The organism is Pseudomonas lalucatii (assembly GCF_018398425.1).
GTDB classification, from domain to species: domain Bacteria; phylum Pseudomonadota; class Gammaproteobacteria; order Pseudomonadales; family Pseudomonadaceae; genus Aquipseudomonas; species Aquipseudomonas lalucatii.
The window spans coordinates 1,003,046-1,015,610 of the sequence record NZ_JADPMV010000002.1 but is presented as its reverse complement, the minus strand read 5'-3'; the positions used below and the strand labels follow the sequence as shown (position 1 = coordinate 1,015,610).

Here is a 12,565-nt window from a genome sequence, read left to right as displayed (position 1 = left end):
GTGAGCGAGGTCAGCGGGCCATGGCGCCCTGCTGGCGTTCGAGCTGCTTTTCCTTGTGCTTGATGAGTTGTCGGTCGAGTTTGTCGGTGAGCAGGTCGATGGCGGCATACATGTCGTCGTGCTCGGCGTTGGCGACGACTTCACCGCCGGCGATGTGCAGGGTCGCTTCGATCTTCTGCTTGAGCTTCTCGACCTCCATGGTGACCTGCACGTTGGTGATCTTGTCGAAGTGGCGCTCCAGTCGATTGAGTTTTTCGGCGATGTAGTCGCGCAGGGCGTCGGTCACATCCAGCTGATGTCCACTGATGTTGACTTGCATACCGCTTTCTCCTTGTTGCCGTGTGTAAGAGGCAGGCTATCGGCGGCCTGCCGCGGGAACACCTTGGCATGGAAGACCTGGTACACCGCACTTGGCGTGGTCGCCCCCTGACGCGCCAGTATGGCTTCTTTCGGGGGCGTCGCGAGTCGAGCTGTGTCGTGTGTTGACCGATCTTCCTTTGGGTGCCGCCTTACATCAACCGCTTGCGCTCACTGGAGGGCGCGATACCGAGGGATTCACGGTATTTGGCGACCGTGCGGCGGGCCACTTGAATGCCCTGTGCCTCCAGTAAACCAGCGATCTTGCTGTCGCTCAATGGCTTTTTCGCATTTTCCGCGGCCACCAGTTTCTTGATGATCGCGCGGATGGCGGTGGAGGAGCACTCGCCGCCCTCGGCGGTGCTGACGTGGCTGGAGAAGAAGTATTTCAGCTCGTAGATGCCGCGCGGGGTGTGCATGAACTTCTGCGTGGTGACCCGCGAGATGGTCGACTCGTGCATGCCCACGGCTTCGGCGATGTCGTGCAGCACCAGGGGTTTCATCGCCTCGTCGCCGTAGTCGAGGAAGCCGCGCTGGTGCTCGACGATCTGGGTGGCGACCTTCATCAGCGTCTCGTTGCGGCTCTGCAGGCTCTTGATGAACCAGCGCGCCTCCTGCAGCTGGTTGCGCATGAAGGTGTTGTCGGCGCTGGAGTCGGCGCGCTTGACGAAGCCGGCGTACTGCGGGTTGACCCGCAGGCGGGGCATGGCCTCCTGGTTCAGCTCGACCAGCCAGCGCTCGTTGTGCTTGCGCACTATGACGTCGGGCACCACGTACTCCGGCTCGCCGGACTGGATCTGCGAGCCGGGGCGCGGGTTGAGGCTCTGGATCAGCTCGATGACCTGGCGCAGCTCGTCTTCCTTGAGCTTCATGCGACGCATCAGCTGGCTGTAGTCGCGGCTGCCGAGCAGGTCGAGGTAGTCGCCGGCCAGGCGCTGGGCCTCGCTCAGCCAGGGCGACTTGGGCGGCAGCTGGCGCAGTTGCAGCAGCAGGCATTCGCGCAGATCGCGGGCGGCCACGCCGGCCGGTTCGAATTGCTGGATGCGGTGCAGCACCGCCTCCACTTCGTCCTGCTCGATGTCCAGCTCCGGGTCGAAGGCCTCGACCACTTCCTCGAGGCTCTCTTCCAGATAGCCCTGTTCGTTGATGCAGTCGATCAGGGTGGTGGCGATCAGGCGGTCCTTGTCGGACATCGGCGCCAGGTTGAGTTGCCAGAGCAGGTGGCTCTGCAGGCTCTCGCCGCTGGAGGTGCGAGTGGTGAAGTCCCACTCGTCGTCGTCGTTGCTCGGCAGGCTGCTGGCGCTGGTCTGGTAGACGTCTTCCCAGGCGGTGTCGACCGGCAGCTCGTTGGGGATGCGCTCGTTCCACTCGCCTTCTTCCAGGTTGTCCACGCTCTGGGTGGTCTCCTGGTAGCTGGCGTCCTTGTAGGGATCTTCCTGCTTGTCGGCGCTCGTCGGGTTGTCGGCGCCGTCGGCCATGGGGTCGGAGTTGTCGAAGTCGTCGCCTTCTTCCTGGCGCTCGAGCATCGGGTTGGACTCCAAGGCCTCCTGGATCTCCTGCTGCAGATCCAGGGTGGACAGTTGAAGTAGGCGAATGGCCTGTTGCAGCTGCGGGGTCATCGTCAGCTGCTGGCCCATTTTCAGGACTAGCGATGGTTTCATTGCAGACCTTCTATACCGGCGTCTGTGCGCGATCCACTACAGGGCGCCGCGGCGCCACAAGGAAGCAAATTATATGCCTACTCCCGAGCGGTTTGCCTAGCGCGAGCTGCTGTTCGGTCGAGAAAAGCCGCTGTTACAGGCGGAACTCGTGGCCCAGGTAGACTTCTTTGACCATCTGGTTGGCCAGGATGGCGTCGGCGTCGCCCTCGGCGATCAGCTGGCCGTCGTTGACGATGTAGGCGGTCTCGCAGATATCCAGGGTCTCGCGGACGTTGTGGTCGGTGATCAGTACACCGATGCCCTTGGCCTTGAGGTGGTGGATGATCTGCTTGATGTCGCCGACCGAGATCGGGTCGACCCCGGCGAAGGGTTCGTCGAGCAGGATGAACTTGGGCGCGGTCGCCAGGGCGCGGGCGATCTCCACGCGGCGGCGCTCGCCGCCGGACAGGCTCATGCCGAGGTTGTCGCGGATATGGCTGATGTGGAACTCCTGCAGCAGGCTTTCCAGCTCCTCGCGTCGTGCGCCGCGATCCAGTTCCTTGCGCGTCTCGAGGATGGCCATGATGTTGTCGGCCACGCTGAGCTTGCGGAAGATCGAGGCCTCCTGCGGCAGGTAGCCGATGCCGGCGCGGGCGCGGCCGTGCATGGGCTGGTGGCTGACGTCGAGCTCGTCGATCAGCACGCGGCCCTGGTCGGCGCGGACCAGGCCGACGATCATGTAGAAGCAGGTGGTCTTGCCGGCGCCGTTGGGGCCGAGCAGGCCGACGATCTGCCCGCTGTCGATGCTCAGGCTGACATCGCGGACGACCTGGCGGCCCTTGTAGCTCTTGGCCAGGTGTTGGGCTTTCAATGTGGCCATTACTACTGTGCCTGCTGGTCGGCTGGTTTCTTCTTCGGCTGGATCACCATGTCGATGCGCGGCCGTGGCGTGGACACCTGGGCGCCGGTGGCGCGGCCGGCGTTGACGATCTGGCGCTGGGTGTCGTAGACGATCTTCTCGCCCTCGAAGGTGTTGCCTTCCTGGATCACCTTGGCTTGGTCGATCAGCACGATGCGCTCGCTGGCGGCGAAATACTGGATGGTCAGGCCGTAGGCCTTGACGATCTGCTTGTCGGCGGCCGGTTTCTGCTCGTAGTAGGCCGGTTTGCCCACGGAGGTGAAGATCTCGATATCGCCCTGGGCGTTCTGGGTGATGGTCACGGTGTCGCCGGTGATCTTCAGGGTGCCTTGGGTGATGATGACGTCGCCGCGGTAGACCGCCACGCCTTGCTTGTCGTCCAGTTCGGCGCTGTCGGCTTGCACGCGGATCGGCTGCTCGCGATCGGATGGCAGTGCCCAGGCGCAGGCGCTTCCGAGCGCGGCACTCAAACTGAGCAGAAGGGGGAGGGTTTTAACGAACCTCATGCTGGCCTCTTACGTTGGACAGCAGGAGCATCCTGCCGTCATTCAAGTACGCTTTCATTCCTTGTGCCGTGGTCACCCCATTGGCCGCGTCGATTCTAACGGCTTGCTGGGTCTGCGCATATTCCTTCTCCGGGAATACGGTCAGGCGGCTGGTGGTGAGAATGGTCGGGCGGCCCTTGGCATCGGTGCGCTCGACGCGCACCTGGTCGATCAGTTCGACCTCCTGGCCTGCGGGCGCCACTTCGCCGCGAACGCTGCGGACTTTCCAGGGGTGTTCGCTGCCGCGGTACAGATGCAGGTTCGGCTCGCTCAGCAGGGTGATGTCGGTCGCCTTGATGTGCTCCAGCTTGCTGGCGCTCATCTCGTAGTGCAGCTTGCCGTCGGCCTGGTACTGCAGGGTGTTGGCGCCGATCACGTAGAAGTCGATGGCGTTCTCCGTGCCGGCCCGGGCCGGCTTGTCGGAGAAGCTCTCGGGGCTGATGTTCCAGTAGCCGACCGCGGCTAGCAGGGCGGCGGCGAGGGCGAACAGGGCGGGCGTCAGCAGTTTGCGCAGCATAGTGGGCTCTACAGGTAGGCGGCCTGGGCGGCATCGAGGCTGCCCTGGGCGCGCATGATCAGCTCGCAGAATTCGCGGGCGGCGCCTTCGCCGCCGCGGGCCTGGGTCACGCCATGGGCGTGCTGGCGGACGAAGTCGTCGGCGCTGGCGACGGCCATGCCCAGGCCGACGCGGCGGATCACCGGCAGGTCGGGCAGGTCGTCGCCGAGATAGGCGACCTGTTCATAGCTTAGGCCGAGTTCGCCGAGAAGCTCGTCGAGCACCGCCAGTTTGTCCTCGCGGCCCTGGTACAGGTGCTGGATGCCGAGGTTCTGCGCGCGGCGCTCCACCACCGGGGTCTTGCGCCCGCTGATGATGGCGGTGCGCACGCCCGAGGCGATGAGCATCTTGATGCCGTGGCCGTCGAGGGTGTTGAAGGTCTTGAATTCGCTGCCGTCGACCAGGAAGTACAGCTTGCCGTCGGTGAGCACGCCGTCGACGTCGAAGATCGCCAGTTTGATCGCCTGGGCGCGCTGCTGCAGTTCGGGATTCATCACATCACTCCGGCGCGCAGCAGGTCGTGCATGTTCAGGGCGCCGATCGGCCGGTCGTCGCCATCGACCACCACGAGGGCGTTGATCTTGTGGTCTTCCATGATCTTCAGCGCCTCGGCGGCGAGCATCTCGGCGCGGGCGGACTTGCCGTGGACGGTCATCACCTCGTCGATCCGCGCCTCGCGCACGTCGAGGCCGCGGTCCAGGGTGCGGCGCAGGTCGCCGTCGGTGAAGATGCCGGCGAGGCGGCCGTCCGCCTCCACTACCACGGTCATGCCCAGGCCCTTCTGGGTCATCTCCAGCAGGGCGTCGCGCAGCGAGGTGCCGCGTTGCACCTGGGGCAGGTTCTTGCCTGCGTGCATCACGTTCTCCACCTTGAGCAGCAGGCGCCGGCCGAGGGCGCCGCCGGGGTGGGAGAAGGCGAAGTCCTCGGCGGTGAAGCCGCGGGCCTCCAGCAGGGCGATGGCCAGGGCGTCGCCGAGGACCAGGGAGGCGGTGGTGGAGGAGGTCGGCGCCAGGTTCAGCGGGCAGGCCTCCTTCGGCACGCGGGCGTCCAGGTTGACCTCGGCGGCCTTGGCCAGCGGCGAGTCGGGGTTGCCGGTCATGCTGATCAGACGGATGCCGAGGCGCTTGATCAGCGGCAGCAGGGTGACGATCTCGGCGGTCGAACCGGAGTTGGACAGCGCCAGCACCACGTCGTCGCGGGTGATCATGCCCATGTCGCCGTGGCTGGCCTCGGCCGGGTGCACGAAGAAGGCGGTGGTGCCGGTGCTGGCCAGGGTGGCGGCGATCTTGCTGCCGATATGCCCGGACTTGCCCATGCCGACCACCACCACCCGGCCCTTGCTGGCCAGGATAAGCTCGCAGGCGCGGACGAAGTCGCCGTCGATCCGCTGCAGCAGCTCTTCGACGGCCTCGAGCTCGAGGCGGATGGTCCGCTGGGCGGACTTGATCAGCTCATTGGGTTGATTCATAGCGTTGTCGAGGACGTGCCGAGGAAAAAGGCGGCGATTATACCGGGAAAGCGTTGCGTGCTCACCCTCGAATCCTGCGGCCGCCGTCTCAGTGTCGCGACGTTCGCGCTGCGCAGCTTGGGCGCGGCAATTGGCCGGTGATATAGTGCGCGGCTGTTTCGGCCCGTCCGGCTGGCGTGGTGTCCTCGGCGCGGGGGTGGGCGTCTACCAGGGAGGCTGTTCGCAAGGAGTCCAGATGAGCGCCGACAATCAGTACGCGGTCGAGCTGAAAGGCGTGAGCTTTCGGCGGGGCGACCGGGATATTTTCAAGAATGTGGACATCCGCATTCCGCGTGGCAAGGTTACCGCCATCATGGGGCCCTCCGGCTGCGGCAAGACCACCCTGTTGCGCCTGATCGCCGCCGAGCTCAGGCCGAGCCAGGGCGAGGTCTGGGTCAACGGGGTGAACCTGCCCACGCTCTCGCGCAGCGAGCTGTTCGATATGCGCAAGCAGATGGGCGTGCTGTTCCAGAGCGGTGCGCTGTTCACCGACCTCGATGTGTTCGAGAACGTCGCCTTCCCGCTGCGGGTGCACACCCAGCTGCCCGAGGAGATGATCCGCGACATCGTCCTGATGAAGCTGCAGGCGGTCGGTCTGCGCGGCGCCTTCGAGTTGATGCCGGACGAGCTGTCCGGCGGCATGAAGCGCCGCGTCGCGCTGGCCCGGGCCATCGCCCTCGACCCGCAGATCCTCATGTACGACGAGCCCTTCGTCGGCCAGGACCCCATCGCCATGGGCGTGCTGGTGCGGCTGATCCGCCTGCTCAACGATGCCCTGGGGATCACCAGCATCCTGGTGTCCCACGACCTGGCGGAGACCGCGAGCATCGCCGACTACCTCTATGTGGTCGGCGATACCCAGGTGCTCGGCCAGGGAACCCCGGCCGAGCTGATGGAGTCGGACAATCCGCGGGTGCGTCAGTTCATGCAGGGCACGCCGGACGGGCCGGTGCCCTTCCATTATCCGGCGGCGGACTACCGCGACGACTTACTGGGAGGGCGCTGATGCGCAAGGTATCTCCGCTCGAGCGCATTCGCCTGTTCGGCCGGGCCGGGCTCGACGTGCTGGCTTCGCTCGGCCGCTCGACCCTGTTCCTGCTGCGGGCGATCTTCGGTCGCGGCACCTCGGGCAATGCGCTGCAGTTGCTGGTCAAGCAGCTGTACTCGGTGGGCGTGATGTCCCTGGCGATCATCGTGGTGTCCGGTATCTTCATCGGCATGGTGCTGTCGCTGCAGGGCTTCAGCATCCTCGCCCGCTACGGCTCGGAGCAGGCGGTCGGGCAGATGGTGGCCCTGACCCTGCTGCGCGAGCTGGGGCCGGTGGTTACCGCCCTGCTGTTCGCCGGCCGGGCCGGCTCGGCGCTGACCGCGGAAATCGGCAACATGAAATCCACCGAGCAGCTGTCCAGTCTGGCCATGATCGGCGTCGATCCGCTCAAGTACATCATCGCGCCGCGGCTGTGGGCCGGCTTCATCTCGATGCCGCTGCTGGCGCTGATCTTCAGCGTGGTCGGCATCTGGGGCGGGGCGGTGGTCGCCGTCGACTGGCTCGGGGTCTACGAGGGCTCCTTCTGGTCGAACATGCAGAACAGCGTGGCCTTTCGCGAGGACGTGCTCAACGGGGTGATCAAGAGCCTGGTCTTCGCCTTCGTCGTCACCTGGATCGCCGTATTCCAGGGTTATGACTGCGAGCCGACGTCCGAGGGCATCAGTCGCGCCACGACCCGTACCGTGGTCTATGCCTCGCTGGCGGTGCTGGGCCTGGACTTTATTCTGACCGCCTTGATGTTTGGAGACTTCTGATGCAAAACCGCACACTGGAAATAGGTGTCGGCCTGTTCCTGCTGGCCGGGCTGCTGGCGCTGCTGTTGCTGGCGCTGCGGGTAAGCGGCCTGACCCTGGGCAGCGGCGACCATACCTACAAGGTCTATGCGCACTTCAACAATATCGCCGGGCTGACCGTGCGGGCCAAGGTGACCATGGCCGGGGTGACCATCGGCAAGGTGACGGCCATCGACCTGGACCGCGACAGCTACACCGGCCGGGTTACCATGTCCCTGGACAACGCGGTGGACAACCTGCCGGCGGACTCCACCGCGTCGATCCTCACCGCCGGGTTGCTCGGCGAGAAGTACGTCGGCATCAGCGTCGGCGGCGACGAGGAGCTGCTGGCCGATGGCAGCACCATCTACGACACCCAGTCGTCGCTGGTGCTGGAGGACCTGATCGGCAAGTTCCTGCTCAATTCGGTCAATAAAGACCAGTCCAACTAACGAGAGCTTTAGCGATGATCAAGATGCTGCGTAACAGTCTTTTCGCGCTGCTGGCGGCCCTTCCCCTGTTCGCCCTGGCCGCGCCCACCGCCCACGAGGTGGTGCAGCAGACCACCGATACCCTGCTGGCCGACCTCAAGGCCAACAAGGAGGAGTACCGTGCCAACCCGGATGCCTTCTACGCGGCGCTGAACGACATCCTCGGCCCGGTGGTGGACGTCGACGGCATCTCCCGCGGGGTCATGACCGTGCGCTATTCGCGGCAGGCGACGCCGGAGCAGATGGCCCGCTTCCAGGAGAGCTTCAAGCGCAGCCTGATGCAGTTCTACGGCAACGCCCTGCTCGAGTACAACAACCAGGACATCCGCGTGCTGCCGGCCAGCGGCCGGCAGAATCCGCAGCGCACCGCGGTGAACATGGAGATCAAGGACGGCAAGGGGGCGGTCTATCCGCTGTCCTACACCATGGTCAGCCAGGGCGATACCTGGATGATGCGCAACGTGATCATCAACGGCATCAACGTCGGCAAGCTGTTTCGCGACCAGTTCGCCCAGTCCATGCAGAACCATGGCAACGACCTGAACAAGGTGATCGACACCTGGGCCGAGACCGTGGCCAGGGCGCGCCAGGGCAAGGGCGAGTCGTGAGCCGGGCGAGCATCGTCGAGCAGGCCCCGGGCGAGCTGCATCTCAGTGGCGTGCTGGATTTTCGCAGCGGGCCGGCGCTGCGCGAGCGCGGCGGCCAGTTGATCGGTGCCAGTCGCGGCGGCGCCTGCGTGCTCGACTGCTCGGCGGTGGAGAAGTCCAGCAGCGTGGGCCTGGCCCTGCTGCTGGCGCTGCTGCGCGACGCCCGGGCCGCCGGCAAGAACCTGTCGTTGCGCGGTCTGCCCCAGGACATGCGGCAGATCGCCGAGGTTTCCGGGCTGCTGGAGATCCTGCCGCTGCGGGAGTGAGCCGCAGGGGTGGCCGGCTGGCCCGCCATCGGCGGGATTAGCGGGCGAGGGGCATTTTTTGTATGATGCTCGGCCCGCAGGCCTAGGCTCTGCTGTCGTTAATCAATATGCCGAGCGAGGTTGCGCATGCAGGCCTTAGAAGTGAAGAGCCTCCTGGAGGCCAAACTGCCGAATACCCAGGTGGAAGTTGAAGGCGAAGGCTGTAACTTCCAGCTGAACCTGATCAGTGACGAGTTGGCCGCGCTGAGCCCGGTCAAGCGTCAGCAGCAGATCTACGCCCACCTCAACCCCTGGATCGCCGATGGCAGCATCCACGCGGTGAGCATGAAATTCTTCAGCCGTGCCGATTGGGCCGCGCGCCCCTGAGGCATCGAGATAGCTATGGATAAATTGATCATTACCGGCGGCGTGCGCCTCGACGGCGAAATCCGCATCTCCGGGGCGAAGAACTCCGCCCTGCCCATTCTCGCCGCGACCCTGCTGGGCGACGCGCCGGTGACCATCTGCAACCTGCCGCACCTGCACGACATCACCACCATGATCGAGCTGTTCGGGCGCATGGGCATCGAGCCGATCATCGACGAGAAGCTCAGCGTGGAAGTCGACGCGCGGGCGATCAAGACCCTGGTCGCCCCCTACGAGCTGGTCAAGACCATGCGCGCCTCGATCCTGGTGCTGGGGCCGATGGTCGCGCGCTTCGGCGAGGCCGAGGTGGCGCTGCCCGGCGGCTGCGCCATCGGTTCGCGCCCGGTCGACCTGCACATCCGCGGCCTCGAGGCCATGGGCGCGCAGATCGACGTGGAAGGCGGCTACATCAAGGCCAAGGCGCCGGAAGGTGGCCTGCGTGGCGCGCGCTTCTTCTTCGACACGGTCAGCGTCACCGGCACCGAGAACATCATGATGGCCGCGACCCTGGCCAAGGGCCGCAGCGTGCTGGAAAACGCCGCACGCGAGCCTGAGGTGGTCGACCTGGCCAACTGCCTGATCGCCATGGGCGCGAAGATCGAAGGCGCCGGTACCGACACCATCACCATCGACGGCGTCGAGCGCCTGCATGGTGCGCGTTTCAGCGTGATGCCCGATCGCATCGAGACCGGCACCTACCTGGTGGCCGCCGCCATCACCGGCGGCCGGGTCAAGGTCAAGGACGTCGACCCGACTACCCTGGAGGCGGTGCTGTCCAAGCTGCAGGAGGCCGGTGCGCAGATCACCAGCGGTGCCGACTGGATCGAGCTGGACATGCAGGGCAAACGGCCGAAGGCCGTGACCCTGCGTACCGCGCCCTATCCGGCGTTTCCCACCGACATGCAGGCGCAGTTCATCGCCCTCAACGCGATCGCCGAAGGCACCGGCACCGTCATCGAGACGGTGTTCGAGAACCGCTTCATGCATGTGCATGAAATGCTGCGCATGGGCGCGCAGATCCTGGTCGAGGGCAACACCGCCATCGTCACCGGCAGCGAGAAGCTCAAGGGCGCGCCGGTGATGGCCACCGACCTGCGCGCCTCGGCCAGCCTGGTGCTCGCCGCGCTGGTCGCCGAGGGCGATACGCTGATCGACCGCATCTACCACATCGACCGTGGCTACGAGTGCATCGAGGAGAAGCTGCAGCTGCTGGGCGCCAAGATCCGCCGCGTCCCGGGCTAAGCCGGCGCTGCGCACGGCTCAGCCCAACGTCCGGCCCGCGAGGGCCGGCCTGGTCCAGTTCCAGAGGAAACCCGCTTCATGCTCACCATTGCACTGTCCAAGGGCCGTATTCTCGACGACACCCTGCCGTTGCTCGCCGAGGCCGGCATCGTGCCGACCGAGAACCCGGATAAGAGCCGCAAGCTGATCATCCCCACCACCCAGGACGATGTGCGCCTGCTGATCGTGCGCGCCACCGACGTGCCGACCTATGTCGAGCACGGCGCCGCCGACCTCGGCGTGGCCGGCAAGGACGTGCTGATGGAGTACGGCGGCCAGGGCCTGTACGAGCCCCTGGACCTGCGCATCGCCCAGTGCAAGCTGATGACCGCCGGCGCGGTCGGCGCGCCCGAGCCCAAGGGGCGCCTGCGGGTGGCCACCAAGTTCGTCAACGTGGCCAAGCGTTACTACGCCGAGCAGGGTCGCCAGGTCGAGGTGATCAAGCTGTACGGCTCCATGGAGCTGGCGCCGCTGGTCGGCCTGGCCGACAAGATCATCGACGTGGTCGACACCGGCAATACCCTGCGCGCCAACGGCCTGGAGGCCCAGGAGCTGATCGCCACCATCAGCTCGCGGCTGATCGTCAACAAGGCCTCGATGAAGATGCAGCACGCGCGCATCCAGGCACTGATCGACGCCCTGCGTGAGGCGGTCGAGTCGCGACACCCCAGCTGATACCTTCCGTGCGGCTTCCGGCCGCACCCGCCTATCCGTGTCATAGCCAATTTTCTCGGGCGTCCATGCGGTGGGCTTGGTAGCCTAGCGACGCCCGAGCATTTGCCAATCATGAGGCCCGCTATGACTGCTCCCATCGCTATTCGCCGACTCGACGCCGCTGACCAGGACTTCGCCCGTCATCTGGATCATCTGCTGAGCTGGGAAAGCGTATCGGACGACGGCGTCAACCAGCGCGTACTGGAGATCATCGATGCGGTGCGCAGTCGCGGCGATGCCGCCCTGGTCGAATATACCCAGCGTTTCGATGGCCTCGAGGTCGCCGGCATGGCCGAGCTGATCCTGCCGCGCGAGCGCCTGGAGCTGGCCCTGACCCGCATCACCGCCGAGCAGCGCGCGGCGCTGGAGACGGCCGCCGAGCGCGTGCGCAGCTACCACGAGCGGCAGAAGCAGGACTCCTGGCACTACACCGAGGCCGACGGCACCGTGCTCGGCCAGCAGGTCACCCCGCTGGACCGCGCCGGCCTCTATGTGCCGGGCGGCAAGGCGTCCTACCCCTCCTCGGTGCTGATGAACGCCATCCCGGCCAAGGTCGCCGGCGTTCCGGAAGTGGTGATGGTGGTACCGACCCCGCGCGGCGAGATCAACGAGATCGTCCTGGCCGCCGCCGCCATCGCCGGGGTCGACCGGGTCTTCACCATCGGCGGCGCCCAGGCCGTGGCGGCCCTGGCCTACGGCACCGAGAGCGTGCCGCCGGTGGACAAGATCGTCGGCCCGGGCAATATCTACGTGGCCACCGCCAAGCGTCACGTGTTCGGCAAGGTCGGCATCGACATGATCGCCGGGCCCTCGGAGATCCTCGTGGTCTGCGACGGTGCCACCGACCCGGACTGGATCGCCATGGACCTGTTCTCCCAGGCCGAGCACGACGAGGACGCCCAGGCGATCCTGGTCAGTCCGGACGCCGCCTTCCTCGACCAGGTGGCGGCGAGTATCGCCAAGCTGCTGCCGACCCTGGAGCGCGAGGCGATCGCCCGCACCTCCATGGAGGGGCGCGGCGCGCTGATCCAGGTCGCCGACATGGCCCAGGCCATCGAGGTGGCCAACCGCATCGCCCCCGAGCATCTGGAGCTGTCGGTGGCCGATCCCGAGCAGTACCTGCCGCAGATCCGCCACGCCGGCGCCATCTTCATGGGCCGCTATACGGCCGAGGCGCTGGGCGACTACTGTGCCGGGCCCAACCATGTGCTGCCGACCTCCGGCACCGCACGTTTCTCCTCGCCGCTGGGGGTGTACGACTTCCAGAAGCGCTCGTCGATCATCCACTGCTCGGCCGAGGGGGCTTCCGAGCTGGGCAAGGTCGCCTCGGTGCTGGCCCGCGGCGAGTCGCTGACCGCCCACGCCCGCAGCGCCGAGTACCGCATCAAACCGTAGGATGGGTGGTACCGCCGAGGT

Annotated in this window: 16 protein-coding genes; 9 read left to right on the top strand and 7 right to left on the bottom strand. The window is 66.0% G+C overall.

Annotated elements, in window-relative coordinates; translation table 11 throughout:
• Positions 1-10: 10 nt before the first annotated feature.
• The 7 genes from hpf to I0D00_RS18160 all read right to left on the bottom strand — a co-directional run bounded on the left by hpf (position 11) and on the right by I0D00_RS18160 (position 5,485).
• Positions 11-319 carry a ribosome hibernation-promoting factor, HPF/YfiA family gene (gene hpf / locus I0D00_RS18190; protein WP_213641219.1) on the bottom strand — a complete coding sequence of 103 codons (309 nt, stop codon included), beginning with the start codon at positions 317-319 and terminating at the stop codon, positions 11-13.
• A 190-nt stretch (positions 320-509) separates the two neighbouring features.
• A complete protein-coding gene (locus I0D00_RS18185; protein ID WP_213641218.1) occupies positions 510-2,018 on the bottom strand; it encodes an RNA polymerase factor sigma-54 in 1,509 nt (502 codons plus the stop codon).
• 133 nt (positions 2,019-2,151) lie between these two features.
• Positions 2,152-2,877, bottom strand: a complete 726-nt coding sequence (gene lptB, locus I0D00_RS18180; RefSeq protein WP_213641217.1) for an LPS export ABC transporter ATP-binding protein — start codon at positions 2,875-2,877, stop codon at positions 2,152-2,154.
• 2 nt (positions 2,878-2,879) lie between these two features.
• Complete coding sequence (lptA, locus tag I0D00_RS18175; protein ID WP_213641216.1) at positions 2,880-3,422, bottom strand: lipopolysaccharide transport periplasmic protein LptA; 543 nt, start codon at positions 3,420-3,422, stop codon at positions 2,880-2,882.
• A complete protein-coding gene (gene lptC, locus I0D00_RS18170; RefSeq protein ID WP_213641215.1) occupies positions 3,409-3,978 on the bottom strand; it encodes an LPS export ABC transporter periplasmic protein LptC in 570 nt (189 codons plus the stop codon). The genes lptA and lptC overlap by 14 nt, the downstream gene beginning before the upstream one ends.
• An 8-nt stretch (positions 3,979-3,986) precedes the next feature.
• A complete protein-coding gene (locus I0D00_RS18165) occupies positions 3,987-4,511 on the bottom strand; it encodes a KdsC family phosphatase (RefSeq protein ID WP_213641214.1) in 525 nt (174 codons plus the stop codon).
• Entirely contained in the window at positions 4,511-5,485 is a 975-nt protein-coding gene (locus I0D00_RS18160; protein ID WP_213641213.1) for a KpsF/GutQ family sugar-phosphate isomerase, read from the bottom strand. Before I0D00_RS18160 ends, I0D00_RS18165 begins: the two co-directional genes overlap by 1 nt.
• A gap of 235 nt (positions 5,486-5,720) precedes the next feature.
• On the opposite strand from I0D00_RS18160, the gene I0D00_RS18155 reads away from it, so the two are divergent.
• From I0D00_RS18155 to hisD, 9 genes are all read left to right on the top strand, one after another.
• Positions 5,721-6,530, top strand: coding sequence for an ATP-binding cassette domain-containing protein (locus I0D00_RS18155; protein ID WP_213641212.1), 810 nt, complete (start codon positions 5,721-5,723; stop codon positions 6,528-6,530).
• The gene (gene mlaE / locus I0D00_RS18150) at positions 6,530-7,327 is read left to right on the top strand and encodes a lipid asymmetry maintenance ABC transporter permease subunit MlaE (protein WP_213641211.1); all 798 of its coding nucleotides are present in this window, start codon (positions 6,530-6,532) and stop codon (positions 7,325-7,327) included. Before I0D00_RS18155 ends, mlaE begins: the two co-directional genes overlap by 1 nt.
• The gene (gene mlaD / locus I0D00_RS18145; RefSeq protein ID WP_213641210.1) at positions 7,327-7,797 is read left to right on the top strand and encodes an outer membrane lipid asymmetry maintenance protein MlaD; all 471 of its coding nucleotides are present in this window, start codon (positions 7,327-7,329) and stop codon (positions 7,795-7,797) included. The genes mlaE and mlaD overlap by 1 nt, the downstream gene beginning before the upstream one ends.
• Positions 7,798-7,811: 14 nt before the next feature.
• Entirely contained in the window at positions 7,812-8,444 is a 633-nt protein-coding gene (locus I0D00_RS18140; RefSeq protein WP_213641209.1) for an MlaC/ttg2D family ABC transporter substrate-binding protein, read from the top strand.
• Positions 8,441-8,749, top strand: coding sequence for an STAS domain-containing protein (locus I0D00_RS18135; RefSeq protein WP_213641208.1), 309 nt, complete (start codon positions 8,441-8,443; stop codon positions 8,747-8,749). Before I0D00_RS18140 ends, I0D00_RS18135 begins: the two co-directional genes overlap by 4 nt.
• A gap of 126 nt (positions 8,750-8,875) precedes the next feature.
• Positions 8,876-9,115: a BolA family protein gene (locus I0D00_RS18130; RefSeq protein WP_213641207.1), complete on the top strand. Its 240-nt coding sequence runs from the start codon at positions 8,876-8,878 to the stop codon at positions 9,113-9,115.
• Positions 9,116-9,130: 15 nt separating this feature from the next.
• A complete protein-coding gene (gene murA / locus I0D00_RS18125) occupies positions 9,131-10,396 on the top strand; it encodes a UDP-N-acetylglucosamine 1-carboxyvinyltransferase (protein WP_213641206.1) in 1,266 nt (421 codons plus the stop codon).
• 78 nt (positions 10,397-10,474) lie between these two features.
• The gene (gene hisG / locus I0D00_RS18120) at positions 10,475-11,110 is read left to right on the top strand and encodes an ATP phosphoribosyltransferase (RefSeq protein WP_213641205.1); all 636 of its coding nucleotides are present in this window, start codon (positions 10,475-10,477) and stop codon (positions 11,108-11,110) included.
• Between the two features lie 123 nt (positions 11,111-11,233).
• The gene (gene hisD, locus I0D00_RS18115; protein WP_213641204.1) at positions 11,234-12,544 is read left to right on the top strand and encodes a histidinol dehydrogenase; all 1,311 of its coding nucleotides are present in this window, start codon (positions 11,234-11,236) and stop codon (positions 12,542-12,544) included.
• Positions 12,545-12,565 lie beyond the last annotated feature (21 nt).